The sequence below is a fragment of the Luteibacter flocculans genome, assembly GCF_023612255.1.
Lineage (GTDB): Bacteria > Pseudomonadota > Gammaproteobacteria > Xanthomonadales > Rhodanobacteraceae > Luteibacter > Luteibacter flocculans.
In genome coordinates this window covers 838944-865470 of sequence record NZ_CP063231.1, presented here as the reverse complement: position 1 = coordinate 865470, position 26527 = coordinate 838944, and the positions used below count along the sequence as shown (strand labels likewise).

General features: G+C 65.8%; 26 protein-coding genes and 1 tRNA gene. 12 read left to right on the top strand and 15 right to left on the bottom strand.

Annotated features, from left to right (window positions below):
* Positions 1 to 77 precede the first annotated feature (77 nt).
* The 5 genes from IM816_RS03715 to IM816_RS03695 all read right to left on the bottom strand — a co-directional run bounded on the left by IM816_RS03715 (position 78) and on the right by IM816_RS03695 (position 5111).
* Positions 78 to 1034, bottom strand: coding sequence for a ribose-phosphate diphosphokinase (locus IM816_RS03715; protein ID WP_256470242.1), 957 nt, complete (start codon positions 1032 to 1034; stop codon positions 78 to 80).
* Between the two features lie 53 nt (positions 1035 to 1087).
* A tRNA-Gln gene (locus IM816_RS03710) sits at positions 1088 to 1164 on the bottom strand.
* Positions 1165 to 1219: 55 nt separating this feature from the next.
* The gene (gene ispE, locus IM816_RS03705) at positions 1220 to 2617 is read right to left on the bottom strand and encodes a 4-(cytidine 5'-diphospho)-2-C-methyl-D-erythritol kinase (RefSeq protein WP_250339847.1); all 1398 of its coding nucleotides are present in this window, start codon (positions 2615 to 2617) and stop codon (positions 1220 to 1222) included.
* 65 nt (positions 2618 to 2682) lie between these two features.
* A complete protein-coding gene (gene lolB / locus IM816_RS03700; protein ID WP_250339846.1) occupies positions 2683 to 3300 on the bottom strand; it encodes a lipoprotein insertase outer membrane protein LolB in 618 nt (205 codons plus the stop codon).
* A 71-nt stretch (positions 3301 to 3371) separates the two neighbouring features.
* Positions 3372 to 5111, bottom strand: coding sequence for a tetratricopeptide repeat protein (locus IM816_RS03695; protein ID WP_250339845.1), 1740 nt, complete (start codon positions 5109 to 5111; stop codon positions 3372 to 3374).
* 101 nt (positions 5112 to 5212) lie between these two features.
* On the opposite strand from IM816_RS03695, the gene hemA reads away from it, so the two are divergent.
* The 3 genes from hemA to ppk2 all read left to right on the top strand — a co-directional run bounded on the left by hemA (position 5213) and on the right by ppk2 (position 8690).
* Positions 5213 to 6484 (top strand): glutamyl-tRNA reductase, encoded by a 1272-nt coding sequence (gene hemA / locus IM816_RS03690; RefSeq protein ID WP_250339844.1) that lies wholly within the window; start codon positions 5213 to 5215, stop codon positions 6482 to 6484.
* 107 nt (positions 6485 to 6591) lie between these two features.
* Entirely contained in the window at positions 6592 to 7674 is a 1083-nt protein-coding gene (gene prfA, locus IM816_RS03685; RefSeq protein WP_072322757.1) for a peptide chain release factor 1, read from the top strand.
* Between the two features lie 245 nt (positions 7675 to 7919).
* Positions 7920 to 8690 carry a polyphosphate kinase 2 gene (ppk2, locus tag IM816_RS03680; protein ID WP_072322756.1) on the top strand — a complete coding sequence of 257 codons (771 nt, stop codon included), beginning with the start codon at positions 7920 to 7922 and terminating at the stop codon, positions 8688 to 8690.
* 30 nt (positions 8691 to 8720) lie between these two features.
* Here the strand turns inward: ppk2 and IM816_RS03675 are convergent, their stop codons facing one another.
* From IM816_RS03675 to IM816_RS03645, 7 genes are all read right to left on the bottom strand, one after another.
* Positions 8721 to 9599: a cytochrome c oxidase assembly protein gene (locus IM816_RS03675; protein WP_250339843.1), complete on the bottom strand. Its 879-nt coding sequence runs from the start codon at positions 9597 to 9599 to the stop codon at positions 8721 to 8723.
* Position 9600: 1 nt separating this feature from the next.
* Complete coding sequence (locus IM816_RS03670; protein ID WP_250339842.1) at positions 9601 to 11454, bottom strand: GldG family protein; 1854 nt, start codon at positions 11452 to 11454, stop codon at positions 9601 to 9603.
* Positions 11455 to 11456: 2 nt separating this feature from the next.
* Positions 11457 to 12191 carry an ABC-2 transporter permease gene (locus tag IM816_RS03665; RefSeq protein ID WP_250339841.1) on the bottom strand — a complete coding sequence of 245 codons (735 nt, stop codon included), beginning with the start codon at positions 12189 to 12191 and terminating at the stop codon, positions 11457 to 11459.
* Complete coding sequence (locus IM816_RS03660) at positions 12188 to 13123, bottom strand: ABC transporter ATP-binding protein (protein WP_072323179.1); 936 nt, start codon at positions 13121 to 13123, stop codon at positions 12188 to 12190. The genes IM816_RS03665 and IM816_RS03660 overlap by 4 nt, the downstream gene beginning before the upstream one ends.
* Positions 13124 to 13275: 152 nt before the next feature.
* Positions 13276 to 14643, bottom strand: a complete 1368-nt coding sequence (locus tag IM816_RS03655) for an SRPBCC family protein (RefSeq protein ID WP_250339840.1) — start codon at positions 14641 to 14643, stop codon at positions 13276 to 13278.
* A 251-nt stretch (positions 14644 to 14894) separates the two neighbouring features.
* A complete protein-coding gene (locus IM816_RS03650) occupies positions 14895 to 15536 on the bottom strand; it encodes a response regulator (RefSeq protein ID WP_072322753.1) in 642 nt (213 codons plus the stop codon).
* Entirely contained in the window at positions 15533 to 16804 is a 1272-nt protein-coding gene (locus IM816_RS03645; protein ID WP_072322752.1) for a sensor histidine kinase, read from the bottom strand. Before IM816_RS03645 ends, IM816_RS03650 begins: the two co-directional genes overlap by 4 nt.
* Before the next feature lie 189 nt (positions 16805 to 16993).
* Between IM816_RS03645 and IM816_RS03640 the strand changes: the two genes are divergently transcribed.
* From IM816_RS03640 to IM816_RS03620, 5 genes are read left to right on the top strand one after another with little or no spacing between them, the layout of a single operon-like run.
* A complete protein-coding gene (locus IM816_RS03640; RefSeq protein ID WP_072322751.1) occupies positions 16994 to 17590 on the top strand; it encodes a GNAT family N-acetyltransferase in 597 nt (198 codons plus the stop codon).
* Positions 17587 to 18369, top strand: a complete 783-nt coding sequence (minC, locus tag IM816_RS03635) for a septum site-determining protein MinC (RefSeq protein WP_072322750.1) — start codon at positions 17587 to 17589, stop codon at positions 18367 to 18369. The genes IM816_RS03640 and minC overlap by 4 nt, the downstream gene beginning before the upstream one ends.
* Before the next feature lie 37 nt (positions 18370 to 18406).
* Entirely contained in the window at positions 18407 to 19219 is an 813-nt protein-coding gene (gene minD / locus IM816_RS03630) for a septum site-determining protein MinD (protein WP_250339839.1), read from the top strand.
* Positions 19220 to 19221: 2 nt separating this feature from the next.
* Positions 19222 to 19494, top strand: coding sequence for a cell division topological specificity factor MinE (gene minE, locus IM816_RS03625; protein ID WP_250339838.1), 273 nt, complete (start codon positions 19222 to 19224; stop codon positions 19492 to 19494).
* Positions 19495 to 19501: 7 nt separating this feature from the next.
* On the top strand, positions 19502 to 20005 hold the full coding sequence (locus IM816_RS03620) for a hypothetical protein (RefSeq protein WP_250339837.1): 504 nt from the start codon (positions 19502 to 19504) through the stop codon (positions 20003 to 20005).
* Between the two features lie 15 nt (positions 20006 to 20020).
* Here the strand turns inward: IM816_RS03620 and IM816_RS03615 are convergent, their stop codons facing one another.
* Positions 20021 to 20959 (bottom strand): hypothetical protein, encoded by a 939-nt coding sequence (locus tag IM816_RS03615; protein ID WP_250339836.1) that lies wholly within the window; start codon positions 20957 to 20959, stop codon positions 20021 to 20023.
* Between the two features lie 162 nt (positions 20960 to 21121).
* Positions 21122 to 22366, bottom strand: coding sequence for a multidrug effflux MFS transporter (locus IM816_RS03610; RefSeq protein ID WP_250339835.1), 1245 nt, complete (start codon positions 22364 to 22366; stop codon positions 21122 to 21124).
* 122 nt (positions 22367 to 22488) lie between these two features.
* Here IM816_RS03610 and crcB point away from each other — a divergent pair, with 122 nt between their 5' ends.
* The 4 genes from crcB to IM816_RS03590 all read left to right on the top strand — a co-directional run bounded on the left by crcB (position 22489) and on the right by IM816_RS03590 (position 26028).
* Positions 22489 to 22878, top strand: a complete 390-nt coding sequence (crcB, locus tag IM816_RS03605) for a fluoride efflux transporter CrcB (protein ID WP_072322745.1) — start codon at positions 22489 to 22491, stop codon at positions 22876 to 22878.
* A gap of 41 nt (positions 22879 to 22919) precedes the next feature.
* The gene (gene cfa / locus IM816_RS03600) at positions 22920 to 24044 is read left to right on the top strand and encodes a cyclopropane fatty acyl phospholipid synthase (RefSeq protein ID WP_250339834.1); all 1125 of its coding nucleotides are present in this window, start codon (positions 22920 to 22922) and stop codon (positions 24042 to 24044) included.
* A gap of 44 nt (positions 24045 to 24088) precedes the next feature.
* On the top strand, positions 24089 to 25528 hold the full coding sequence (locus tag IM816_RS03595) for an MFS transporter (protein ID WP_250339833.1): 1440 nt from the start codon (positions 24089 to 24091) through the stop codon (positions 25526 to 25528).
* A gap of 290 nt (positions 25529 to 25818) precedes the next feature.
* A complete protein-coding gene (locus IM816_RS03590; protein WP_250339832.1) occupies positions 25819 to 26028 on the top strand; it encodes a hypothetical protein in 210 nt (69 codons plus the stop codon).
* On the opposite strand, the gene IM816_RS03585 is transcribed toward IM816_RS03590, so the two are convergent.
* Positions 26012 to 26407, bottom strand: a complete 396-nt coding sequence (locus IM816_RS03585; protein WP_250339831.1) for a hypothetical protein — start codon at positions 26405 to 26407, stop codon at positions 26012 to 26014. The two genes, IM816_RS03590 and IM816_RS03585, sit on opposite strands and share 17 nt — an antisense overlap.
* Between the last annotated feature and the right edge of the window lie 120 nt (positions 26408 to 26527).

Here is a 26527-nt window from a genome sequence, read left to right as displayed (position 1 = left end):
TGTTGCCTCAAGTAAACCGCCTCGCGGCGGTGGGTAAAGGACTCCCCCGCGACCAGGGGAGCCCGAAAAAATAGGGATCAGTCGATGTAGAGCGAGCTCACCGATTCGCCGAAGGCGATGCGGCGGATCGTCTCTGCGAGCAGTTCCGCGACCGACAACTGGCGGATTTTCGCACAGTTACGGGCGTTGTCGCGCAACGGCAGGGTATTGGTGACCACCAACTGGTCGAGCTGGGAGTGCTCGACGTTGTCGATCGCGGCGCCCGAAAGCACCGGGTGCACGCAGTACGCGACGACCTTGCGGGCACCTTTTTCCTTCAGCGCCGCCGCCGCGGCGCAGAGCGTGCCGGCGGTGTCGACGATGTCGTCCACGAGCACGCAGGTCTTGCCTTCGACGTCGCCGATGATGTTCATGACCGTGGCCACGTTCGCCTTCGGGCGGCGCTTGTCGATGATCGCAAGGTCGGCGTCGTCGAGACGCTTGGCGAGCGCACGCGCACGCACCACGCCGCCGACGTCCGGACTGACGACGATCAGGTCTTCCATGCTGTGGTGACGCCAGATGTCGGCCAGAAGCACCGGCGAGGCGTACACGTTGTCGACCGGAATGTCGAAGAATCCTTGGATCTGGTCCGCATGCAGGTCGATCGTCAGCACGCGGTCGGCACCGGCGGTAGCGATCATCTTGGCTGCCAGCTTCGCCGTGATCGGCACGCGCGCTGAGCGCGGGCGACGATCCTGGCGGGCATAGCCGAAGTACGGCATGACTGCGGTGACGCTGCCGGCCGAGGCGCGCTTGAGCGCATCCACCAGCACCAGCAGGTCGAACAGGTTTTCAGCGCTGGGCGCACCCGTCGGCTGGATGACGAACACTTCCTGTTTGCGTACGTTCTCCTCGATCTCGATCTGCGCCTCGCCATCGCTGAATCGGCCAACAAGGGCCTTGCCGAGCGGGATACCGAGACGTGAAGCGACATCGTCGGCAAGCGCGCGATGCGCATTGCCGCTGAACAGCATCGGGGTGGACGTATCCACGAAGGAACTCCTGGCGTGAGAGTGGGTTGGTTCGTCTTTGCCACCGCGAACGGTGGCTGGGGCGGCAGGATTCGAACCTGCGCATGCGGGAATCAAAATCCCGTGCCTTAACCAGCTTGGCGACGCCCCAACAATTCGTTCCGGCGAACCCTGTGATCCGCCATGGCTTGCCGCAGCCCGCGGCCCTACCCGTCAAACGACACGATGCCCCTCGCCTCGATCCGCTCCCGCGCCGCGTGCAACGGAGAGGGGTCGACGCCCGCCGCCACGTGGGCCGTGAAGCCTCCGGGGCAGCGCGAAGCGACGCCAAGCGCCGCCTCGTGGGTTCTCGTTTCCAGGAAGACGCAGCCACCGCTGCCGGACAGCCGCGCGTGACCGAAGCCACCCAGCCAGTCCAGCGCCGCGGCCACCCGCGGGTGGCGCGCACGGACCACCGGTTCGAAGGCGTTTTCCGCCGAATCCCCGGAAACAAAGGACGAAATTGTCGCTCGCGGGGCCGTACGTGTCAATTCGGGAGCGGCGAACAGGGCCGCCGTGGGCACGTGCTCGCGGGGATCGACCACGACGTACCAACGGCGCGGGAGGCGCATCGGCGAGAGCCGCTCGCCCACTCCTTCGGCCCAGGCCGAGCGGCCGCGGACGAACACCGGCACATCGGCGCCCAGGGACAGGCCGAGGGCCGCGAGTTGGTCCTCGTCGAGCCCCGTGCCCCACAACGTGTTGAGGCCGACCAGCACGCTGGCGGCGTCGGAGCTGCCACCGCCCAGCCCACCGCCCATGGGAATGCGCTTTGCCACCGCGATATCGGCGCCGAGCGTCGTTCCCGTCGCCGAGGCCAGAAGCCGGGCGGCGCGAACCGTGAGGTCGGCATCCTCCGGCACGTCCTGCGGCCCGGCCACGCGTGCGACGACGCCATCGGGACGGACGCGCAGCCGCACTTCGTCGCCCCAATCGAGCAGTCGGAACACGGTCTGCAGTTCGTGGTAGCCGTCGTCGCGCCGCCCCACGATGCGGAGGAACAGGTTGAGCTTCGCCGGGGCGGGCCATGCGGTCCAATCGCCACCCCGGAGCGGCGCCAGTGGGCGGCTCATGAACACGCGCAGGTGATCGGGAAACCCGTTCTCGCGATCGCGCACCAGGGCGTCGGCGAACTCGGGCGCGTGCTTGTCCACCACGACAAAACCATGCTTGGCGTAGAAGGGCGCGTTCCAGGGCACATCGGCGAGCGTACCCAGATCCACACGCTCGTAGCCGGCCTCGCGCGCCCACTCGCAGGCGCGCTCGAGCAAGGCAGCGCCAATGCCCTGACCGCCGAACGCGGGCAAGACGTCGATCTCGGCGATACCGGCCGTATGCGGACCGCCGAACGTGTCGAGACAGACGAATCCCACCACCTCGTCGTCGATACACGCGACCCAGACGAGCCCGCGCACGATCAGCTCGCGAACCGTATCCACCGGCAGCGACAGGCGCGAATACGCCGCCCAGGCTGCATGGCCGCGGAACAGTTCGACGGCGGCGCGCTCGATGGCGCACAGGCGCTCGGCATCGTCGTCGCGAGCGCGGGTGATGGTGAAATGCATGAGCGCGGAGCCGGGGGAAACGTGGCGCGGAGTATAGCCGGGCTGTTTACCCCTCCCTGCCGACGTCAGCGGGTAAAGGACCAGTCCTCGATCGACAAGCGGACCTTGAACGGCGGTTTCTCGGCAAACACGCGCGTCGGCATCGCCGGTTGGCGTGTGGTGTCCCACTGCTTGTAATCCACGGTCCAGCCGTCCTGCACCAGACGCGACGGCAGGCGATCGCTGCCGAACGCGATGTCGGCCGGGCCGGTGTCGGCGCGCAGACCGAGCACCCAGCGTTTCAGCTCCGTCATCGGGATCTGCCAGCCGACCGTGCTCGCCATCAGCGATTCGGCGTCGGGGCCGCGGCGCGTGCCGCCGTCCAGACCTTCGAGCTGCGCCCCCTCGGGACCACCCGTGAGGCGAAAGCTGCGCCCTGTGACGGGCGCTCGCACGGTGAATTCGTAACGGTCGCCGTCCTGCTTCCAGGTGAGCCCACCGGACCCGGAGTCCTTGCCGTCGGAGACGGCGAGGCGACCTTCGAGGGTCCAGTGATCCGTGTCGGCGAGTGCGCGTTCGCGCTGCTCCTGCAGGCCGAGCGTGACCGCGTCGCCAGGCTGCCGAACCGGTGGACGCGTCGTGGCGCAGGCGGCCAGGAGAAGCACGGGTAACGCGAGGACTAGCGTTTTACGGAGAAGGGACACGATCAAGACCATGGCGACGTCGGTGGGAAGAGGAGAGGCTAACGGCAGCGATGGCCGCGGACGCGCTCCGCTCAAGGCGTCAGCTTCCGCTCGGTCTTTTCCAGTGCCGCATTCTTCGGATCGAGCCGGCGCACCTCGTTGAGCAGCTTGCGTGCCTCGTCGCGATGCCCGCGGGCCCATAGCACTTCGGCGAGATGCACGCCGATGTCGCCGTCCTTGCGCTGTGCCCACGCACTGCGCAGCGTGCTTTCCGCCTGATCGAGCTGGCCCTGGCGGAATTTCAGCCAACCCCACGAATCCGCCACCGACGGATCGTCGGGACGCGCCGCACGGGCTGCCTGCAGCAGCGTCTGCGCCTCGGCCAGATCGCGATCGTTGTCCGCCAGCGTGTAGCCCAGCGCGTTGCTGGCCTCGATGTCGCCCGGTTTCAGTTCGAGCACCTTGCGGAAGTCCGCCACGGCTTGGTCTACGTGTCCCGCTTCGGCATAGGCGAGCCCGCGGCCGTAGAGCATCTCCGTGTCGTCGGCCTTCACGCGAAGCGCCTTGTCGTAGGCCGCGACGGCGGCGTCGAACTGGCGTGCGTCCATGTACAGCTCGCCGTCCACCGCGAAGGCCTTGCGCAGTTGCTCCGGCCGATCGGCATAGGTGGTCTGCAGTTCCGCGACGATTTCATGGGCATCGTCGTCCTTGCCTTGCAGGTGCAGGATCACCGCGCTGCGCACCGACGCGTCGAAGATGCGCGGATCGTCGTCGGCCACCGCGGCGTACCAGTCGAGCGCATCGTCCTGCTTGCCCAGCAGCTCGGCGAGTTGGCCCAGCGTAAAGGCGTTGTCCGACTGCACGTCGTCCGATTGCCGGCGGATCTCCTCGTAGAGACGGCGGAGCGCCGCCTTGTCGGACGAACGGGCGGCGAGGGTCATGCGCAGCGTGTAGGTATCAGCGTCCTGGGCGCCACTGGCGAGCAGCTTCGCAGCCGCCTGCTCCTGGCCGTCCTGGACGAGCAGCGAGGCGTAAGCGAGACGGAGACGCGGATTCTTCGGCTCCTTGGCCACCGCCTTGGCGAACAGCTTCCGGGCCGCATCCTTGTCGCCCGCCTTAAACTTCTGCTGGCCGGCCCAGGCGTAGGTCGTGCCGTCATGGAAACGCGCCACGGCGGCATCGCCCAGCGTTTTCGCGTAATCGTGCCGCCCCAGGCTCTCGCCCAATTCGCTCATGGCGAGCCAGGCGGCGGAATCGTTCGGCAGGCGCTGCGGCGTGGCGATACGTTCGAGCAGCATGCCGGCCTGCGCGGCGTCCCGCGCGGTGGCGAGAATCCTGCCGAACTCCCGCCACGCATCGGGATCGCCGGACGACACCAGGGCGTCGAGCTGACGCTGGGCCTCTGCCGTGTCGCCCCGATCCAGCGCCATGCGGGCGCGGGCGCTGGCCAGCTCCGCCGGCTTGCCGCCCAAGGCCGACCAACGGGCGAGAGCCTTGTCCGCCGCCGCCTGGTCGTGCACGGCCAAGGCCAGTTCCAGAGCCCGGCCGGCCACTTTCGGATCGTCGCTCAGCTCAGCGGCGCGCCCGTAGGCATCGGCAGCGCCTTTGAGGTTGTTGGCGGCCAGGGCAAAGTCGCCGGCCATCAGTTGCGCCTGGAGATCGCGCTCCGGCGGCACGATCGCCACCTGCATGCGATCGAGCGGCTGGACGCCCGTGCGGACGGCCTTGGGCGCCCCCACGGGCGCCACGGCGCAGCCAGCGAGCGCCGCGGCGAGCGCGAGAGGAGCCACAAGATGCCGCACTTGCTTGAACTTGGACCGACCGCTCAGCACACTAGTCTCCGTTATTCCCGATAGGCACCTGCAAGCGCCGGCTGCCTTGTGAGCGCACAATGCGCCCCTAGCTTAGCCGACGCCACTCAAGCCGACCCGTCATGCCTCTCATCGCCCTCGGGCTCAATCACCTCACCGCGCCGGTCAGCCTGCGCGAGCAGGTGGCTTTCGACGCCGCCGTGGCGCCCGAGGCACTTGGCGACCTGACCCGGCAGCCGGGCGTCGAGGAGGCGATGATTCTCTCCACCTGCAACCGCACCGAGTTGTATTGCAGCGTGGCCGAAGGTTTCGAGGCGGTGCCGAGCCAGTGGCTTTCACGTCAGCACCGGTTGACCCCGCAACGCCTCGACGAGTTCCTTTACCGCCACGACGAACAGGACGCCGTCCGCCACATGTTTCGCGTGGCGACCGGCCTCGATTCCATGGTGCTGGGCGAGCCGCAGATCCTCGGACAGGTGAAGGACGCCTACCAGCAGGCGCGCTCCGCGCAGACCCTGCGCGCGCCGATGGAGCGGCTGCTGCAGCACACGTTCGCGGTGGCGAAGCGCGTGCGCACCGATACCCGCATCGGCGCCCATACCGTGTCGGTGGCCTATACCGCCGTGCGCCTTGCCGAGCAGGTCTTCACCGACCTGCGCCAGGCGTGCGTGCTGCTGATCGGTGCCGGCGAGACGATCGAACTGGCGGCTCGCCATCTGGCGGACAAGCAGGTGCGCCGGCTGATCGTCGCCAATCGCACCCTGGAGAACGCCCAGGAGCTGGCCGGGCGGTACGCCGGCTACGCCATCGCCCTGGCCGATCTGCCGCGCCATCTGGCAGAGGCGGACATCGTGATCACGTCCACCGCATCACGGCAGCCGGTCGTGACCCGCCAGATGGTGGCCGACGCGATCGCCGCGCGCCGCCGTCGCCCCATGTTCATGGTGGACATCGCCGTGCCGCGCGACGTCGAGCCCGAGGTGGCGTCGTTGGACGACGTATACCTCTACGGCATCGATGACCTGAAACAGGTCATCGACGAAAACCGGCGCTCGCGCGAGCTGGCGGCTCGCGAGGCCGATGCGATCATCGATCTCCAGGTCGAGCGCTACATGGCCTGGCGCCGGGCGTTGAACCTGCGCAATCCGGCCGTGGACATGCGCGTGGCCGCCGAGGCCCAGCGCGACGAGGTGCTGGCGAAGGCGCAGGCGATGCTCGCCAAGGGCCGGACCGCGGAGGAAGCCCTCGCCTTCCTCGCCAACACCCTGACCAACAAGCTGCTGCACACGCCCAGCGCGCGCTTGCGCGATGCCGCCATGGCGGGCGACCTCGACCTCCTCCACGCCGCCGGTCGCCTGTACGGGCTGGACCCGGACGACGATCATTCCGCATGATGTGCGGATAGCAGGAGCCGCTATCGCCGCGAGGGGCACCCTCCTCCCGGCTTCATAGCTCCGTTGGCTTCTCGCCGCCATGGCGGCTCCCACATCTGTTGACCCGAATGACCCCCTCGATCCGCCGCAAACTCGAAGCCCTCGCCGAACGCCATGAGGAAATCGGCCTGCTGCTCGCACAGCCTGACGTGCTCGCCGACGGGCAGCGCTTCCGCGAGCTGTCGCGCGAGTACGCCCAGCTCGAAGCCGTGACCGCCTCTTTGAAGGACCACGACCAGGCGGAACGCGAACTGGCCGAGACGCGAGCGATGCTCGACGACCCGGAAATGCGCGAGATGGCAGCCGACGACGTCGCGCGCATCGAGGCGCATCTCGCCCGACTCGACAGCGAATTGCAGATCCTCCTCCTGCCGAAAGACCCACGCGACGAGGGCAACCTGTTCCTCGAAGTGCGCGCCGGCACGGGTGGCGACGAGGCGGCGATCTTCGCAGGCGATCTGTTCCGCATGTATGCACGTTACGCCGAACGCCAGCGCTGGCACGTCGAGATTCTCAACGCCAACGAAGGCGAACATGGCGGCTACAAGGAAGTCGTCGCGCGCATCGAAGGTCGCGGTGCGTACTCGAAGCTGAAGTTCGAGTCCGGCACGCATCGCGTGCAGCGCGTGCCCGAAACCGAATCGCAGGGGCGCATCCATACCTCCGCCGCTACCGTCGCGATCCTGCCCGAGCAGGATGAGGTCGACGACATCGAGTTGCGCGACGCCGACCTCAAGGTCGATACGTTTCGCGCATCGGGCGCGGGCGGACAGCACGTGAACAAGACCGACTCGGCCATCCGCATCACGCACCTGCCCACGGGCACGGTGGTGGAATGCCAGGACGAGCGCAGCCAGCACAAGAACCGCGCCCGCGCGATGAGCCTGCTCAAGGCGCGCCTGCTCGACGCGGAGCGCAGCAAGCAGAGCGCGGCGCAAGCCGAATCGCGGCGACTGCAGGTCGGCTCGGGCGATCGCAGCCAGCGCATCCGCACCTACAATTTCCCGCAGGGCCGCATCACCGACCACCGCATCAATCTCACCCTCTACCGCCTCACCGAGGTCATGCAGGGCGATCTGGACGAATTGATCGACACCCTCACCCGCGAGCACCAGGCAGACGAGCTGCAGACGCTTACTGCAAGCGCCTGAGGCCTGCCTCGAACTTACTGGTGGGAGCCAGCCTGCTGGCGATGGGAGCTTGCCGGCGGGAGGCACCCTTGCCTCACCGCTACACCGCTTCGTTGGCTTATCGCCACCAGGGTGGCTCCCACCGCTGCTTCGTTGGCTTTTTTGCCACCACGGTGGGGGCTCACATGTGCTTCGTTGGCTTCGCCCCGCTATAGCGCCCCCCATTTGAGGCACACTCGGGGTTACGTCCGAAGTGGAGCCGTCGCATGGGCAAGAAAAAAGAATACGAGAAAGCGCTCGAAGAGCTGCAGATCGAATTGGTCGGCTTGACCCGCTGGTTGCGCATGTCCGGCAAGCGCATGGTGGTGATCTTCGAGGGCCGCGATGCGGCTGGCAAGGGTGGCACCATCAAGGCCATCACCGACAAGCTCGATACCCGCGCTGCGCGTGTCGTGGCGCTTGGCAAGCCCTCCCCGGACGAAGACACCCAGTGGTATTTCCAGCGTTACGTGGAACATCTGCCACAAGCGGGCGAACTCGTGCTGTTCGATCGCAGCTGGTACAACCGCGCCGTGGTGGAACCGGCGATGGGCTTCTGTACCGACAAACAATACGACGCCTTCATGAAGGCCTGCCCCACCTTCGAAAAATTGCTCACCGACGACGGCATCCTGCTGTTCAAGTACTGGCTGTCGGTGGATCAGGACGAGCAGGAGGAGCGCTTTGCCGAACGCGCGGCAGACCCGCTCAAGCGCTGGAAACTGTCGCCCGTGGATCTGAAGGCGCGCGAGAAGTACGTCGAGATCGGCGATCTGCGCGACGCCATGATCCAGCACACGGATTCGCATGACGCGCCCTGGTTCGTCGTGGATTTCAACAATCAGAAGCGTGGGCGCCTCAACCTCATCCGTCACCTGCTCGATCAGATTCCTGACAAGCTCTGCCCCGACAAGGAATTCGACCTGCCCCCGCTGAAGGGCAAGCTCAAGAAGGACAAGGTCACCGCCAAGGCGGAGCGCGTGCCCGAGGTCTATTGAAGCGACGCACACGGCTGACTGCAGGAGCCGCTACAGCGGCGAGGAAACGCGCCTCACGGCTTCACGGCGCTGCCGGCTTCTCGCTGCCATGGCGGCTCCCACATGGCGACGGCGCGAGAGCCGAAGCCACTGGCGCAGCGCCAGCAGCCCGCCGATCGATTCGATCATCGCGGCGGGCACCCACATGATCACGCCACCGATCAATTGGCCGGTGAGCACGTTCATGGTGAAGGCGCGCCCGCAGATCTCGAAGATGGGATACAGATCGGTCTTGGAGAAGGTGACGATGGCGCCAGCCACAATCTGCGGCGTCATCGTGATCGCCGGTGACAGCACGCGCCAGCCGGGCGACATGCGACCGGGCGGCTTCGGGCGGTGATCCAGCACCAGCCACCAGTAGGACAGGCCGGAAAGCACCATCGACCAGTTCATCGCCCGGTATATACGCCAGTCCAGCATCGCCAGCGTCTGCATGCCCGGTATCAGCCAAACGAGGATCAGCACCACGAAAAACAGCGTGACGAAGGCGGGGTTGAAGGCCACCGATGCGACGATTCGCCACGCCAGCGACTGCCCTGCCTTGCGCACACGCATGCGCCAACTCAACGGCAACCCGGCGCGCAGCACGGTACCCGGATACGACGCGATCAGAAGCAACGGCGCCAGATGATGCAGCAGCACCTGCTGGATGCGATGCATGAAGAATTCATGCTCGGCGAAATAATCGAAATAGGTATGCAGGGCGATGTAGATCATCGCCATGCCGGCCCAGAACGCCAACTGCCGCGACGGTGACACGCGCAATTGCCGAACCCCGCGCAGATACAGCCAGCTCGCGCCAAGAAAGACAATCAGGAAGACCCAGGAAAACTCCCAGGGCACGATCCATTTCAATGCGCTGTCGAGCACGTCAGACCACGCGTCGGCTGCGACGCGTACGCCGCCAGCCGTAGATCAGGCCGATCAAGGCCACGATGCCGGGCACCAGTACGATATTGATGAACTTCAGGCGCAGGCCCAGCGCATCGATCTCTGCATTGAGCTGATGCTGCACGTCGCGCAGTTCCTTGCCGATGGCGAGCTTGCGCTGGAGATATTGCTCCACCTCGCGGCGCTGTTCGGCTGTGGGCGTGGTGGGCGTGGCGGCGTTCTTCACCGGCTGCAGTTCGGCGAGGCGACGCTGGGTCTCGTACAGCTCGTTCTCCAGCTCACGCTTCTTGACCAGGAACTTGCGATCCGCTGCGGCCTGTAGCGCGCGCACCTTAGTGAACGGGCGCTGGGAATTCACCCGACCGCGGATCGACAGCAGTGCCGTCGAGCCACCGAGGTTGTCCACGATGTTGGCGACGAAGTCGCCGTTGTTGGCGAACGGCGTGAGCTGCTGCTGTCCCAGCAGCGGCTGCACGTCGATCCAGAGACGATCGGAAAGCAGGTCCGTATCCGCCACGAGCACCACTTCGCCGGGCGCCGCGGCGTTCGCAAGATGCCCCTTCTCCTGGCGTTCCGGAAAGGCCGTGCGGAACGTATCGCGCAGGCGCGCTGCCAGCACATAGCGCTCGTGCGTCGGCTCGTAGTTCTCGAGAAGGCTGGCTGGATCACTCGCGGCGTCGCGCGCGCGCTGGGCGGGTACCACCGCCGCTTCGTCGGACGTCTGCACGAGCGGCACCATGCGCGCCTTCGTGTCGGGCGCCAGCTCGAAGAACCCCGCGGTGGAGAAGTTCACCCGCTGCAGGCTGGCCGTCATCACGTCGTCGTGGTTGAGATCCTGAGGGCCAAGGCCGAGCATGGCGGGATGCGCCACGCTGTTGCCGTTGAGTTCAATGGTGAGCGCCTGCGAGCGGTCGAGGACAACCTTGGTGGGGTCGTAGACCACGCCCCACGCTTCGAACAGACGGCGCAGATCCGAATCGTGGTCGTCCACGATGCCATGCGAATCGATCAGTGGCGCATTGTCCATTTCCGCATCGGGATCGACGAAGACCACAAGGTGTCCGCCGCGCAGAACGTATTGGTCGATCGCATAGAGCGCATCGTCGGACAGGTGCTTCGGATGGACCAGGAGCACGACCTTGAGCGCGTCGTCGATATGCGTCAGGTCGCTGGGATCCAGCGTGGTCACGTCGGCCAGTTGGTCGAGCTGCCGCACGACCGCCCATGCCGGCTCGCCGATCACCAGGTTGCCCTCCACCGGCAGCGAGCTGATGACGCCGAGCCGTGGTTTCGTCGGCATACCGAGTTCGTAAAGCAGCTTGGCGATGTCGTACTCGACGAAGGCCTCGCGCGCGGGGTCGAAGAACGGGATCGCCTGCGGCGGCACATCGCCGCTGCCGTCCGCACCCACCAGGCCGAAGAACACACGCTCGCCGTTGCTGCCACCACTCGCAGGGGAGAGTCCGTAGCTTTCCGCGGCGTCCTCGTCGTCGGAGTACGGCACGGGATCGATCACCCTGAGGCGGATACGCCCATGCGCGCGCACCGCGATCTCGCGCAGCATTTCGTGCACGCGCTGCTCGTAACTGCGAAGCTGCGGCAGATCCCGCGTCGCATGTTCGGAGAAGTACAAGGTAAGGTTCAGCGGCTTGCGCAGGCTGTCGACGATCTCCTGGGTACCCGGCGTCAGCGTATAGATGCGGTCGGCGGTGAGATCGACGCGCGCGGTGCGCAAGGACATCGAACTGGTCGCGACCACCACGAGGAACAGCACGGCGATGCCGAACAGCGCCAGGCGCAGCCGGAACGAGCGGGAGAGATGCATGTGGCGCATCGTCAACGCGTCCGCTTCAGGTCGAGCATGACCACACTCGCCGCCAGCCAGGCGACGATCGTGGCGAAGAAGTAGACGAGGTCGCGCAGGTCGAGCACCCCGCGCGCGATGGCGTTGGCATGTCGCGCGATGCTCAACTGCCCCATGGCGCCGAGCAACTTCGGCGGAAGCGAATCCTGGAAGAAGTCGATGACCTGCGGCTGGCCGATGAGCAGCAACAGAAAGCACACCGCCGCCGTGAGGATGAAGGCGATGATCTGGCTGCGCGTACTCGTGGACATGCAGGTACCGATCGCGATGAACGCACCCGCCATGAGCCAGCTACCCACGTAGCCCGCGAGTACCACGCCGTTGTCGGGATCGCCGAGGTAGTTGACGGTGATCCAGATCGGAAAGGTGAGCAGGAGGCAGATGCCGATGAAGCCCCATGCGGCGAGGAACTTGCCTAGCACGGCCTGCGAGATCGTCACCGGCAGCGAGAAGAGCAATTCGAGGCTGCCCGAGGCGCGCTCTTCCGCCCAGGTCGACATCGTGACCGCCGGCACCAGCACGAGGTAGAGCCAGGGGTGCATGTCGAAGAACGGTTGCAGGTCGGCCAGACCGCGATCGTAGAAGTCGCCTGTGTAGAAAGTGAGCAGCCCGGCAAGAACCAGGAAGATCACCATGAACACGTACGCCACCGGTGTGACGAAGTAGCTCCACAGCTCGCGGCGTGCGATGGCGAGTGCGGCGTTCATGCGCGCACCTCGCGCGGCTGTGTGGTGATCTGCCGGAACACTTCGTCGAGGCGACCGCGTTCCAGTTGGATCTCAGAGACTTCGAGGTTCTGCGTGCGCAAAAGTGCCTGCACCTCGTCGAGAATCGGTTGGCCTGCGCGCGGGAACACCGTCACCCGGCCGTCCAGCGGATCGACCTCGACCATCGACACATTGGGTATGCGTGCCAGCATCTCGCGCGACACGCCACTACCGGGTGCACTGAACGAGACCGCGCCGTGGTAACGCGAACGCGCTTCCAGTTCCGCGGGCGTCGCATCGGCGAGCAATTGCCCCTTGGCGATGATGGCGACGCGGTTGCACAGGGCGTGGACCTCTTCGAGCAGATGCGTCGAAATAAGGATAGTGCGCTCGCGCGCCATCGCATCGATGAGCATGCGTACCGAATGCTTCTGGTTCGGATCGAGGCCGTCGGTCGGTTCGTCGAGCATGAGCACCGGCGGATCGTGCAGGATCGCCTGAGCAAGGCCGACGCGGCGACGAAGGCCCTTGGACAGCGTGCCGATCGTCTGATCCAGCATATCGTCCAGTTCCAGCCGCGTGACCACCTCGTCGAAGCGGCGATAGGCGATGTCGCGCTCCAGACCACGTACGCGGATCATGAAGACGAGAAACTCGCGGATCGTCATTTCGCCGTAGCTGGGGGCCCCTTCGGGCAGGTACCCGAGCGCGCGCTTCGCGGCGAGCGGCTCCTTGCGCACGTCGTGACCGCAGACGCGCGCGGTACCGGACGTGGGCGTGAGGAATCCCGCGATCATACGCATGGCGGTGGACTTGCCCGCGCCATTGGGACCGAGCAGTCCGAGCACCTGCCCGGGTTCGGCACGAAGGCTGAGCGAATCGACCGCGGTGAGCGGCCCATAGCAGCGAGTAAGTCGGTCGGCTTCGATCATCGCCGCCAGTGTAGCGGTTGCGCGTGGCTGGGGAATGGGTTGCGCGCGCTGACGTGCGATGGTGCTGCGAAGGTTTTTGCGGGCGCGTTTCATCAGGCAACAAAAAACCCCGCCGTTTTCACGGCGGGGTTTTCGATGCCTCAGGGCGCGAGTTACTGCGCTGCGGCGGTGCTGGCCGGAGCCGGGGCGGTACCCGCCGGGGCCGGAGCCGAGGACGCACCGGCCGGAGCCGCGTCTTCGAGGCCCGGCTGCTTCATGCCGGCTTCCTGCTCGGGCGTCTGCGACGGCAGGTTGTCGCCCTGCAGCGGCAGGTAGATCTCGAACTTCTGTTCGTCGTAGCCCTCGATCGTGCCCTTGTTGTTCACCGGCGCCTTCACCTGGATGTCGTAGGCGCGGTAGGTCACGTCGTCGTACTTGTAGCCGTGGGTCTGCGAGTAGGCAGCGAGCATCTGGCGGGTCTGCGGGAGGCCGGCACCGGTGCCGTTCCACTCCGTCTTGAGCGCCTTGCCACCGAACGCGAGCACGGCCTTGACGTTGCCATCGACGATCACGCGACCGAGCTTGTCCTTGCTGCCCGGAGTGGCGGCATCGGCAGGGGCGCCAGGCGCGGCGGCAGTCGAGGCCTCGGCAGGTGCCGCGGTATCGAGTGCCGGACGCTGGGCGGCCGTGACTTCGACGTCCTGACCATTGATCTTCAGCGTGGTCGAATCGATCTCGGCGGCCACGTCGAAGGTGTAATTCTGGTCACCCCAGTTCGTGGTGAACGTGATGCGCGGGCTGACGATGTTCACGCCCAGCTTCTTCGCCGCGGCCTGGATCTCGGCCATGGCCTTGTCCGAGGCGGTGTCGACGTCGTCCAGCGTGCGCGGGGCCGTGGTCGAGACGAACAGGATCGGCTTGGCCGGCTGATCGACGATTTCCGGAACCATCTTGCTGTAGTCGATGTTGGGAATCGACGCCATCAGGTTCTGGAGATTGGACAGGCTGAACTGGATCAGCGCGTCAGGATCGCCATGGATGTAGAGGTTCGAGAAGCGGTTGATCAGGTTGAAGCCGTACGACACGTCGTAGGCCCAGTTGACCTTGACGAGCTTCTGGCTACGGCCAGTGCGCTCGAGCTTGATCGTGAACTTCTTGTCCTCGCCACGCCAGCCGTTGTCGAGGTTCCAGACGATGGTGCCCTTGCCGGCATCGGAGATCTGGGCGAAGCCCGGATCGATCGAGGCGATTTCCAGCGAGCCATCGCCCACCTTCGGGTCGGAGGCCTTCCAGGAAATCTTGGCGCCCGGGCCATAGGCCTTGCCGGACAGCTCGAACTGCACCTTCGGGTCGAACGACCGCAACACGGTGTAGTCAGGGAAGCGGCGGAAGTTGCTGAAAACGTCGTAAACCTGACGCAGATCCTTGCTGATCAGCATTTCGCGCTCGACATGTCCGGTCGAGGGCATGGCCACGCCGACCACGACACCGAGCACGGCGACGATGACTAGGGCGACGATAAATTCTAACAGACGCGTCATTCCACGGATCTCCGAACGTCTTACGAACAGGCTCCACGCAAGGCCATGGACGCCCAGCGGTCACCCCTGATGGATCGGCCCGTGGCAGGGGTTCGCCCGCGCCGAAAGAGCCGATGGTACTTGCTCGCGGCGGGGAACGCCATTGGGTCGCCTGCCCTTTTTTTCTAGCTCGCACAAGCGGATTTTCGGCCGGAGTAGCCCCGCCCACACCCCTGGTCAGGTTCGGGTCACCCTTCCCCCACGTTCCTCAGCTAGACGATGCCCAGTTCCAGGGCCTTCAAGACGGCGCGGGTGCGATCGCGAACCCCGAGCTTGGAAAGGATGTTGGAGACGTGGTTCTTCACCGTGCCCTCGGCAACGCGAAGGGAATTGGCGATCTCCTTGTTGCTGTAACCGCCGGAGAGCAGACGCAGAATCTCCGTCTCACGCTCCGTGAGGGGATCGGGCTGCTCGAGGCTGGAGAACTGGTTCTGGATACGCCCCACCCCCGCCAGCAGGCGCTGGGTCACCATCGGCGCAACCAGCGAACCGCCCGCGGCCACGGTACGTACCGCTTCGACCAGTTGATCGAGCGAGACGTCCTTCAGCAGGTAGCCCCGTGCGCCGGCCTTGAGGCCCGAGAGCACCAGTTGGTCGTCGTCGAACGTGGTCAGGATGATCGTCGGCGGAAGCTCGTTGCGGCCACCGAGAGCCTGGAGCACCTCCAGGCCGCTCATGTTGGGCATGCGCAGGTCCAGCAGGACCACGTCAGGCCGTATCTGGGGAATCGTCTGCACCGCTTGCGCGCCATCGGCGCATTCCGCGACGACACGGATGTCGCCGGCGAGGTCGAGCAGGGAGCGGATGCCCTGGCGAACCAGGTTCTGATCGTCAACGAGGCAGACGGAGATCATGGAAGATCCTCGGAAGGAACGGAGAGTTTGGCACGCGGCAGCGTTTCGGGCTCGTCGCCGAGGCCGGGATCGAGCACCTGCCGCGGGGGCGCGTGGGCGAGCGAGGGCTCTTCGCCCAGCGGCAATCGCGCCGTGAGCGCGAAGCCGCCGGAGGCATCGGTGCGGAACGCCACGGTGCCTCCGAATTCAGCGAGACGCTCACGCATGCCGTTGAGGCCGTTGCCCGGGCGGAACTCGCCGTTGCCACTGCCACGGCCGTCGTCGCGCGCGTCGAGGCAGAGTTCGTCGGGCCCGGTGTGGCGGAAGGTCAGCCACAGATGGCGGGCATTGGCATGGCGCACGGTATTGGTCAGGATTTCCTGCACGCAGCGCAGCAGCATCTGCGCGCGACGCGGGTCTTCCACGCCGAAACGCGGCGGAATGGTGAGCCGTACGTCCAGCCCGGGCACGCCCTCGGTCAGGCTGCGCAGGGCTTGGGTGAGGTCGATCGCATCGTCCTGGCGCAACTCGCTCACCACCTCGCGCACGTCCGCCAGCAACTGCTTGGCGGTGCTCTGTGCCTTGAGCACGTGTTCGCGGGCCGTATCGTTGGTCAGGTGGCTGGCGACTTCCAGGTTCAGGCTGAGCGCCGTCAGATGGTGGCCGACGAGATCGTGCAGGTCGCGCGCGATGCGCATCCGCTCGGCAATGCGGGTGGACTCGGCCAGGAGCGCGCGGGTCGCACGCAGCTCGGAATTGAGCCGGCGAAGTTCCTCGCGCTCCTCCGCCTGCTGGCTCGCTACCATGGAAGCGATGAAGACCAGCGCCGAGAAGCCGAAGTAAAGGCAAGCCTGCATCAGCGCACTGATCACGCCCCAGCCCGGCACCTCCGCAAAGACCGGTACCAGCGCCACGTGTGCCACCACCATCCAGGCGATGCCCAGCGGCAGGCTCACCAGCCAGGGAACGACGGTGGCGACGATGATGAGCAGCAGCGCGCCCACGCCGCTCTTGCTCAGCACACCGATGGCGAGCGCGGTGCCGGTGAGGATCACCAGCACTGCCACGCGGGTAGCGCCGTTCAGGCGGGCACCGAGCTGGTTGGTCAGCAGCCAGTGCACCAGGCCGAACACGAGGTAGCAGGCGGTCCAGGCCAGCAGGGCCATGTCGCCGATCGCGCCCGGCCCGCTGCCGGCGCGCTGCATCGACAGCGGCAGGCCCGCGCACAGGAACACGAAGTACGTCGCGTAGCGAAGCAGGCGAACGTGATTGAACTGGACCTTGGACATGTCCGCATCATAGGGCTTCGGGCGTCGCGCACCACCTGACTGAAGTCACGTGCGCCAACGCGGCAAACCTTCGCTTTACAACGGTTTTACAACCGTCCGCGCTCCCCCGGCAGGGCCCGGGCGTGCCATAATGCCGCGTATTCGGCGACCCGGGGGTCGCCATCCACGAACACACATGCGGAGCAACGAATGGCCCTTGCCATCCGCGACGTGCGCGAGCACGACCTGGATGCCGTGCTGGCACTCAATAACGAGGCAGGCACCGGCATCCTCGCCACGGACATCGACCGGCTGCGCCATCTTTACGAGATCGCCCATTATTTCCGTGTCGCCGAGCAGGACGGTCGCATCCTCGGGTTTCTTATCGCAATGCGTCCCGACGCGGATTACGCCAGCCCCAATTTCCGCTGGTTCCAGGCGCATTACGAAAGCTTCGTGTATATCGACCGCATCGTGATCGCGTCGGAATCGCGCGGCCACGGCCTGGGTCGAATCTTCTATTGCGATGTACAGAGCTATGCAGAGGTACGCGTGCCGCTTTTGACCTGCGAGGTGTTCCTCGAACCCCGCAACGACCAGACGGTGCTGTTCCACGGCACCATGGGCTTCCAGGAAGTGGGCCAGCAGAGGATGGGGGCCGCGGGCCCGCAGGTGAGCCTGCTCGCCCGCGAGTTGCCGAGCTTCCCTTTCGTGCGCGAACGCTATCTGGAAGGTGATGGCCTGCCCAAGGTGGATTGGCTCGCCGAGCGCCGCCGCCCTATCGATGACCACGGAGTCGCCGCATGAACGCCCGCGCCGAATCCCTCGAAGCCGCCTGCGACCTCCGCTTTGGCCAGGTCGGTATCGCCTGCGTGCGCCTTCGTCGCGTGGATGCAGCGGCACTGGTCGAGGAACTGGAGCGCCGCGTGCGCTCGGCGCCGCAGATGTTCGCGCGCGCCGCCGTGGTGCTCGACCTGTCGCACCTGCCGAAGCTTCCCGACGATGGCATGGTCGACGCCCTGCTCGAAGCCATCCGCAGTGCAGGCATGCTGCCGGTCGGCCTCGCCTACGGCACCAGCGAGACCGAGGCGCTCGCCGAGCGCATGGGTCTGCCGCTGATCGCGAAGTTCCGCGCGCAGTACGAGCCGGCACAGGGCGAGGCGGCAGCGGCTACGCCGGCGGTACCGGCGGCGGCACGCACGCCCGAGCCGGCGCGCGCCGCCGCTCCGACCCACGACACCGATGCCGCCGCGTCGTCCACCGCGCAGCATCACAGCGGCAGCACCGTGCGCTCGGGCCAGCAGGTCTATGCGCGCGATCGCGACCTCGTCGTCACCGCCGGTGTCGCCAACGGCGCCGAAGTGATCGCGGACGGCTCCATCCACATCTACGGCAGCCTGCGCGGCCGTGCCATGGCGGGCGCGCAGGGCGACGAGACGGCACGCATCTTCTGTTCGGACTTCCGCGCCGAGCTGGTCGCCATCGCGGGGCACTATCGCGTGTTCGAAGATATCCCCAAGGAATTCGAGGGCCAGTCGGTGCAATGCTGGCTCGACAGTGGAAAACTCATGATCGCGCGGCTGTAATCGCAGCCGCACCGCTAGAAATACTCGGAGACATCCCTTGACAGAAATTATCGTCGTCACCTCCGGCAAAGGCGGAGTCGGCAAGACCACCACCAGCGCCTCGCTCGCTACCGGTCTCGCCATGCAGGGCAAGAAAGTCGCCGTCATCGACTTCGACGTCGGCCTGCGCAACCTCGACCTCATCATGGGCTGCGAGCGCCGCGTGGTTTACGACTTCGTCAACGTCGTGCACGGCGAGGCCACGCTCAAGCAGGCACTGATCAAGGACAAGCGCTACGACACGCTCTACGTCCTGGCCGCGTCGCAGACCCGCGACAAGGATGCCCTGACCCAGGAAGGCGTCGAGAAGGTGCTCGACGAACTGGCGAAGGAGAACTTCGACTTCGTGGTATGCGACTCCCCTGCCGGTATCGAAAAGGGCGCGCACCTGGCGATGTATTTCGCCGACCATGCCGTTGTCGTGGTCAACCCCGAGGTTTCGTCCGTCCGCGACTCGGATCGCATCCTCGGCCTGCTCGCCAGCAAGACCCGCCGCGCGGAGAAGGGCGAAACGCCGATCAAGCAGCACCTCCTGCTTACGCGCTACAACCCCAATCGCGTCGAAGCCGGCGAGATGCTCAGCGTAAAGGACGTCGAGGACATCCTCGGCATCTCGGTCGTTGGCGTGATCCCGGAATCGGAAAACGTGCTCGCCGCGTCCAACGCGGGCGTGCCGGTGATCCTCGACGACAACTCCAACGCCGGTGCCGCCTACAAGGACACCGTCGCCCGCATTCTTGGCGAAGAGCGTCCGCTTCGCTTCCTTGAGCCGGTCAAGAAGGGCTTCCTCAAGCGCGTGTTCGGAGGTTGAGCATGGGTATCCTCGATTTCCTGAAGCGCAAGCCGGAGCCAAGCGCCGGCGTAGCCAAGGAACGCCTGCGCATCATCGTGGCCCAGGAGCGTTCGACGCGTGGCGGCCCGGACTACCTGCCGCTGCTGCGCAACGAGCTGCTGGAAGTCATCCGCAAATACGTGAACGTCGACGTCGAGGCGGTGAACATCAACCTCGAACGCGACAGCGGCCACGAGGTGCTGGAGCTTTCCGTCGCCCTGCCCGAGGGCAAGGCCATCACGCAGACCCCCTGACACGGTCATGGTCAACGTAATCACCGGCGCCGACATGGCTCCGGGCAACGATCCCGCCGACGGCGTCCTCCGCGTCGGCGAGATCGGTTTCGACGAACCGCGTGCCCTGCTCGCCCGTTACGGCCTGACCCTGGTAGCCGTTGCCGACGGCCGCGACATACCGGGCAGTTTCTGGGGCGAAAGCGAAGCCGGCATCATTGGCAGCACGGTCTATGCGCGCGCAGACACACCCGTGCATTCCCTGCTCCACGAAGCTTGCCACCTCATCGTGCTTCCCGACGACAAGCGCGCCCTCGTGCATACCGACGCCACCGATTCCATCGAGGAAGAGGACGCCACCTGCTATCTGCAGATCGTGCTGGCCGAACAGTTGCCCGGCGTCGGCTCGGCGCGCGTCATGGAAGACATGGACCGCTGGGGTTACACCTACCGTCTTGGCTCAACGCGGGCGTGGTTCGAGCAGGACGCCGCCGAAGCGCGTGCTTTTCTTCAAGCCAGGGGCCTCGCATAGTCCACTCGGTACGCTTCACTGGCGTGTTGGCGTGACAGCCTGATCGGCCGCCACATACGAGAATTGTGCCCTGCCCGTGCTCTCCGTCGGCAAGGTGACTCGGAAAATCGGCAGCCCCAGCCCGTAGAGGTTGAAATACCGTGTTTGATCGCTACGTGCTTTTGTCAGCGCCTGAGCGTCGCCGTTCTTGTAGAAAAACGAGTGAATGGGAAGGGTTCCGCCCGTGCCCGCACGCCACGTGCCCAACACCAACTCGTTCCAGTAATTCCACTCGCTCACCTTCAGATTCGCGCGCGCCAGGATATTCTGTTGGAACCGATCGGCCGTTGTCGGTTGCCCCTCGCGAACGTTCCATCCGCATTGATGCGCATGGATGTTGCCGCCCGCGCCCGGCATGTAGTAATTGTCGATCCATGCGGTGGCTGTGGTGATGCCCAATACGTCGCAGGGGCGGCTCCGCGAGTCTGCCCGATGCTGGCCGCATCCGTTTTCCGTGCGCTCCCAGGAGTTACCGTCGAATGGAAATGCGCAAAGAATCGCTGGGTGAAACTTTCCGCTGGGAATCTCGAAGTCCGGGTAAAAAATGAACCCGTTTGGCTTCCAGAATGTCGGAAAGTTGCTGTCCGCCCGAATCCAAGAGAACGAGATCCCCCCTTTGGCGATGGCGTTGGAGCTCGGATCCCAGGAAAGGTAGGCGTCGCTGGTTTCGACCTGTCGCATCAGCACGCCACTGCAAAGGAAGGCTGGCCTGGTCGCACTGCCGCAATTGGCAGTCGTGTTGGAATACCACTTGTTCAACTCGGCGAGGGCGGCGTCAGGTGAGTAGGCAACCGGGCTCCGCTCTGGCTCGACGGCGACGGAAGAAACCGTCGCATGGTATGGCGCCGGAATCGCGGCGCAACTGGCCACGACCAACGAAACGAGCGAAACAACGCGGAGAACGAGAGCTTTCATGATCGGAATCCTTTCCGAGATTGAATGTCCACGGTGCCCGTCGACAGGGCGCGGATTCGATGCTGGCCAATTCTGCCGCGCAAAGCAAATGCAGTTATTGCCTGCGAATCAGTGGCATACGGTTTACACGCAGGATATGCGTGGCGCTTGCCTTCGATGCGGCTATGCGTCAGTGCGCGCGGCGTCCCCCGGTGACGCAACGGCCAGCCGCTGTCGTTGGAGTTGGGCATACCAGATCCAGCCGACGAGACCGATCGAACACATCCCCGTCGCGCCGAAGGCAAGTGTGAGCATGCTCTCGGACAAGGCTGGCGAAAGTACGCCAGCGACCATAGCGGTGACGAGCAGACTGCCGAACGCCTGCACCGACGACACACCACCGCGCTGGTCCGGAAAGCGGTCGAGCAACAGCAGCGTGAGCGTGGGAAACGCCAACTGCACGCCGCAGCCGTAGAGGATCAGCGGCAGCGTCGACCAGGGCACGCGCGGTGTATCCATCGATACGGCGAGAATCAGATTCAGCACGCACGACGACAGCATCGCCGCATAGCCCCAGGCGACCGTCTTCGACGCACTCACCCGCCCCGCAAGGCGACCGGAGATGAACGCACCCGAGACCATGCCGGTCACCACCGGCACGAACAGCCAGGGGAAGCCATCCGGACCGAGGTGCAGCAGGTCACGAATGAGGTGCGGGGCCGAAGCAATATAGAGAAACAGCCCAGCGAAATTGATCGAGCTTGCCAGGGCCAGAGGCCAGAACGGCAGATCTCGCCCGATACGCAGGTAGCCCGCCAACAGCGGACGCGGGCGGAACACGCTGCGCCGGTCTACCGGGTGGGACTCCACGAGGAACCACGCCACCGCGAATGTGAGGGATAGCGTGAACCCCGAGAGCGCCCAGAAGATGCCGCGCCATCCATCGATACCGAGCAACCAGGCACCCACGATCGGGGCGATGGCCGGGGCGATGCCAAAGATCATCATCACCTTGGACATCATGCGCTGGGCTTCCTCGCCATGCATCGTGTCGCGCACCACGGCGCGGCCCACCACGATGCCGGCACCGCCCGACATGCCCTGCAGCACGCGGCAACCGAGCAGGAAGGCAAAGTCTGGCGCCATGGCCGCACCCACCGAGGCAACCGTATAGACGGCCATGGCAATGATGATCACCGGCTTGCGTCCATAGGCATCCGCCAGCGCCCCGTGAAACAGGCTCATGCCCGCGTAAGCGAGCAGATACACGCTCAAGAGCTGCTGCAAGGCCACGTCGCTCACGGCGAACTCGCGCCCGATGTCCGGAAAGCCCGGGAAAATGGCGTCGATCGAAAACGGCCCGATCATCGTCAGGGCCGCGAGCAGGAGCGGGAGATGGCGACGCGGGTCGCGGGTCGCGGAAGGCATGGATCGGACAAGCCGCAAGGAGGCGTCGCAAAGTATAACGAACCGGCTATCCGCCCCGTGTGCAGTATGCGTGGAGCGGACCAGGGCTCATAATCGCGCCATCGATACTCCGCGGGGTTGACGTGAGCTATACCGGATTCCTGGCCGTCGGCGTCGGCGGCATGCTCGGCTGCTGGTTGCGCTGGTGGCTCGCGCTCGCCTTCAACCCGCTGTTCCCGACCGTCCCGCTCGGCACGCTGGCCGCCAACCTCACAGGTGGGCTGCTGATGGGCGTGGTGCTCGGGGTGTTCGACCATTACCAGGCGTTGCCGGTGGAAGCGCGCCTATTCGTGGCGACGGGGTTTCTCGGCGGCCTGACCACCTTCTCCACGTTTTCGGCCGAGGCGTCGGCGTTGCTGTTGCGCCAGCAGTACGCATGGTTTGCCGGGCACGTCGCGCTCAACCTGGTCGGTTCGATCTTCATGACGATCGCGGGCTTGACGATCACGCGGGGCGTCCTCAAGCATTTCTAGGCACGCCGCTGTGGCGGCGCCGGGGGATCAAGGAGCGTTTCATGAGTCACGATGCGTCTTCTCTCAAGGCACGTGCGGCCGAGCTGCTCGAGCAGGCCGGCGTCACCCTTGGCGGCAGTCGTCCCACCGATATCGCCATCCATGATGACCGCACCTACGCACGCGTGTTCGCCCACGGCTCGCTTGGCCTTGGCGAAGCCTATATGGACGGCTGGTGGGACGTGGGCGACATGCCCGGCTTCTTCACGCGCGTGCTGTCGTCACACCTGGACGAATCGCTACGCACGCTCGACACGCTGATCGCACACTTGAAGGCACGCTTCCTCAACCGGCAGCGTGGCGACCACGCGTGGGACGTGGGCCGCCAGCACTACGACCTCGGCAACGACCTGTTCGAGGCCATGCTCGGCAAGCGCCTCGTTTACTCGTGCGGTTATTGGGCTGAGGCAGACACGCTCGACGCTGCGCAGGAGGCCAAGCTCGACCTCATATGCCGCAAGCTTCGCCTGCAACCTGGTCAGCGCGTGCTCGACATCGGCTGTGGCTGGGGCGAGGCGTTGAAGTTCGCCGCCGAACGCTACGGCGTGAGCGGCGTCGGTGTCACCATTTCCCGGGAGCAGGCGGAGTACGCGCGGTCGCTGTGCGAGGGCCTGCCGATCGAGATCCGGTTGCAGGACTATCGCGAACTCGACGAGACCTTCGATGCCGTTCTTTCCGTGGGGATGTTCGAGCACGTCGGCGGCAAAAACTACCGCACCTGGTTCGAGGTGGCGCGCCGCTGCCTGCGCGACGATGGGCTAGCGGTACTGCACAGCATCGGCAGTAACGGCACGCCGGGGAGGCCAGACCCGTGGATCGAGAAGTACATCTTTCCCAATTCGGTCATCCCTGCGATGAGCCAGGTGGCGAGTGCGCTCGAGGGCCTGTTCGTGGTGGAGGACTGGCACAACTTCGGCGCGGACTACGACCGCACGCTGATGGCTTGGCGGGAAAACTTCGACGCCGCGTGGCCGCGTCTCTCGGCGCGCTACGACGAGCGATTCCGCCGCATGTGGCACTTCTATCTCGGCTGCTCGGCGGGCGTGTTCCGCAGCCGCCGAGACCAGCTCTGGCAGCTCACGCTTTCCCCGCAGGGCGTCGCCGGAGGCTATCGCGCACCACGCTGAGCCCGTTGACGGCACGTAAGCGGCAGGTCCCCTACGTTCGGCCCATGGACTCCCCCGCCGGCATCACCCACGACATCGTCGAAACCGACGTCCCCGCGCGCCTCGACCGCTTGCATTGGGGGCGATTCCATACCTTGGTGGCGACGGCCCTGGGCATCACCTGGGTGCTCGACGGGCTGGAAGTCACCATCACCGGCTCGATCGCTGGCGCACTCAAGTCCAGCCCGGTGCTCCGGCTCAGCGACATGCAGGTGGGCCTCGCAGGCAGCCTCTATCTCGTCGGGGCGGTGGTCGGTGCGCTGTTCTTCGGCTGGCTCACGGATCGGCTCGGGCGCAAGAAGCTCTTCACCGTCACCCTGGGTCTGTACCTCACCGCGACGGCCGCCACGGCGTTCTCGCCCGACTTCATCACCTTCGCGATCTTCCGTCTGCTTACCGGAGCCGGCATCGGCGGCGAATATGCCGCGATCAATTCGGCGATCCAGGAGTTGATCCCCGCCCGCTACCGCGGGCACACGGACCTCGTCATCAACGGCAGCTTCTGGCTCGGCGCCGCGGCCGGTGCCCTGGGCTCCGTCGTCTTGCTGGATTCGGGCTGGGTGGCGCCGGAACTGGGCTGGCGGCTCACCTTTGGGCTCGGCGCCGCGCTTGGCCTGGGCATTCTGGTGCTGCGACGCTGGATTCCCGAGAGCCCTCGCTGGCTGATGCTGCACGGGCGCGTCGGGGAAGCCGAGGCCGTGGTCGCCGAGATCGAGCGCCGCGTCGGTGCCGCGCCACCCGCCACGCCATTGCAACGGCTGCGCCTCAGGCCGCGCGGAATCACCTTGACGGACGTCGCGACCACGCTGCTCCGTACCTACCCGCGGCGGACACTGCTGGGACTGGTGCTCATGGCCACCCAGGCGTTCTTCTACAACGCGATCTTCTTTACCTATGCGCTCGTACTCGGGCGTTTCTACGGCGTGGCAGATGCCGAGGTGGGGCTCTACCTGCTGCCCTTCGCCGCGGGCAATTTCCTCGGGCCGCTGCTGCTCGGCAGGCGCTTCGACAGCCTCGGCCGCCGCCCGATGATCGCCCTCACGTATGCCGCGTCGGGCCTGTTGTTGTTCGTGACGGCGTGGCTGTTCGTCCATGGGCATCTCGATGCGCGGAGCCAGACCGTGGCGTGGAGCGTCGTGTTCTTCTTCGCTTCCGCGGCGGCCAGCTCCGCCTATCTCACGGTGAGCGAGAGCTTCCCGCTCGAACTGCGCGCCCTGGCGATCGCCCTGTTCTACGCCTTCGGCACCGCGCTCGGCGGGGTGGCCGGACCCTGGTTGTTCGGCACGCTGATCGGTACAGGCGAGCGTGCGGCGATCGGTTGGGGCTACGTATTCGGGGCATCGTTGATGCTGGTGGGCGCCGCAGCGGCGCTCTGGCTGGGCGTGGCGGCCGAGCGCCGTTCGCTGGAGGACGTGGCGGCGCCACTGGGCAGCGTCGGCGACTGAGCGCCGTGGCGGGGAGCCACCAAAAGCGCCGGTGGGAGCCACCCTGGTGGCGAAAAGCCGACGAAGCGGTTTAGCGGTGAGGCAAGCTCCCATCGCCAGCAGGCTGGCTCCCACCCGCAGACTCCCCTCGCCGCCATGGCGGCTCCCACAACAGTTAGGTTCTTCTCGGCCCCAGGGTGGGGGCTCCCACACGCCGGTTCCCCTCGCCATTCGCTGCCTCCACACGCACTTTCCCTCGTACCCCGCTAAAATGAACCGTCCATTCGACAGTTCATCAGGGAATCCAGGGCGTGCATCAGCGAAATTTCACCGTATCGGTGGTCCAGCCCGGTGGCAAGGTAGCCATCGAGATCGAGTTCAACGAAAAGGTCCACGGCCTGTCCGGGGACACCCTCTGGCTGTCGCTCGACGATGCCGCCAGCGTGGAGGATGCCGAAGCGCTGCGCGCGCTACTCGAACGCATCGGTCACCGCATCACGGTGACTAACGTGCGCTCCTGATCGTGGCCGGTCGGGCTTGCTCGACCGGCACCAGCGGCAGGACCTTCGGCGAGAGCCGATGGTGGTTGACGCCGTGGACCTTGCCGCAGCCGAGACAGCGACGGGTCATGCCGAGACCGCGACGCGACGCGCGCGGTGCAGCGAGCAGGCTTCCGCACACGTAGCAGCCGGCGATGGCGCCGCGATCCCACAAACGCAGGCGAACGGTCTGTACCGTCGCCATGGTCAACGCCAGTGCGAGGGCCAGGGCGAAGGTCCAGGACGGCAGATTGGAATAGAGCGACAGGATGCCGAGATCCCCGGGCCACTGCTGGGACGCCTTCAATGCGGCGGCCGCGAGCGCGCCTCCAGCCAGCGCGACCACACTGGGTAGGTACATGCGAAAAACCATGCGCCCTGCATACGACATGACGATCCCCTGACCGAGGCCGGCCCTTCCGGCCCGGGCAGAGTGTCGATATGACGGTCTACCGCTCGTGAACGAGCTCGGCAGCAGCCG

Coding starts and splice junctions, on each gene's coding strand:
- IM816_RS03585 (WP_250339831.1), bottom strand. CDS start 26,407: ATGTACCTACCCAGTGTGGTCGCGCTGGCTGGAGGCGCGCTCGCGGCC.
- IM816_RS03655 (WP_250339840.1), bottom strand. CDS start 14,643: ATGACGCGTCTGTTAGAATTTATCGTCGCCCTAGTCATCGTCGCCGTG.
- IM816_RS03670 (WP_250339842.1), bottom strand. CDS start 11,454: ATGCGCCACATGCATCTCTCCCGCTCGTTCCGGCTGCGCCTGGCGCTG.
- IM816_RS03650 (WP_072322753.1), bottom strand. CDS start 15,536: ATGATCTCCGTCTGCCTCGTTGACGATCAGAACCTGGTTCGCCAGGGC.
- minC (WP_072322750.1), top strand. CDS start 17,587: ATGAACGCCCGCGCCGAATCCCTCGAAGCCGCCTGCGACCTCCGCTTT.
- minE (WP_250339838.1), top strand. CDS start 19,222: ATGGGTATCCTCGATTTCCTGAAGCGCAAGCCGGAGCCAAGCGCCGGC.
- prfA (WP_072322757.1), top strand. CDS start 6,592: ATGACCCCCTCGATCCGCCGCAAACTCGAAGCCCTCGCCGAACGCCAT.
- cfa (WP_250339834.1), top strand. CDS start 22,920: ATGAGTCACGATGCGTCTTCTCTCAAGGCACGTGCGGCCGAGCTGCTC.
- ppk2 (WP_072322756.1), top strand. CDS start 7,920: ATGGGCAAGAAAAAAGAATACGAGAAAGCGCTCGAAGAGCTGCAGATC.
- IM816_RS03660 (WP_072323179.1), bottom strand. CDS start 13,123: ATGATCGAAGCCGACCGACTTACTCGCTGCTATGGGCCGCTCACCGCG.
- ispE (WP_250339847.1), bottom strand. CDS start 2,617: ATGCATTTCACCATCACCCGCGCTCGCGACGACGATGCCGAGCGCCTG.
- hemA (WP_250339844.1), top strand. CDS start 5,213: ATGCCTCTCATCGCCCTCGGGCTCAATCACCTCACCGCGCCGGTCAGC.
- IM816_RS03610 (WP_250339835.1), bottom strand. CDS start 22,366: ATGCCTTCCGCGACCCGCGACCCGCGTCGCCATCTCCCGCTCCTGCTC.
- IM816_RS03620 (WP_250339837.1), top strand. CDS start 19,502: ATGGTCAACGTAATCACCGGCGCCGACATGGCTCCGGGCAACGATCCC.
- IM816_RS03665 (WP_250339841.1), bottom strand. CDS start 12,191: ATGAACGCCGCACTCGCCATCGCACGCCGCGAGCTGTGGAGCTACTTC.
- IM816_RS03615 (WP_250339836.1), bottom strand. CDS start 20,959: ATGAAAGCTCTCGTTCTCCGCGTTGTTTCGCTCGTTTCGTTGGTCGTG.
- IM816_RS03645 (WP_072322752.1), bottom strand. CDS start 16,804: ATGTCCAAGGTCCAGTTCAATCACGTTCGCCTGCTTCGCTACGCGACG.
- IM816_RS03595 (WP_250339833.1), top strand. CDS start 24,089: ATGGACTCCCCCGCCGGCATCACCCACGACATCGTCGAAACCGACGTC.
- IM816_RS03640 (WP_072322751.1), top strand. CDS start 16,994: ATGGCCCTTGCCATCCGCGACGTGCGCGAGCACGACCTGGATGCCGTG.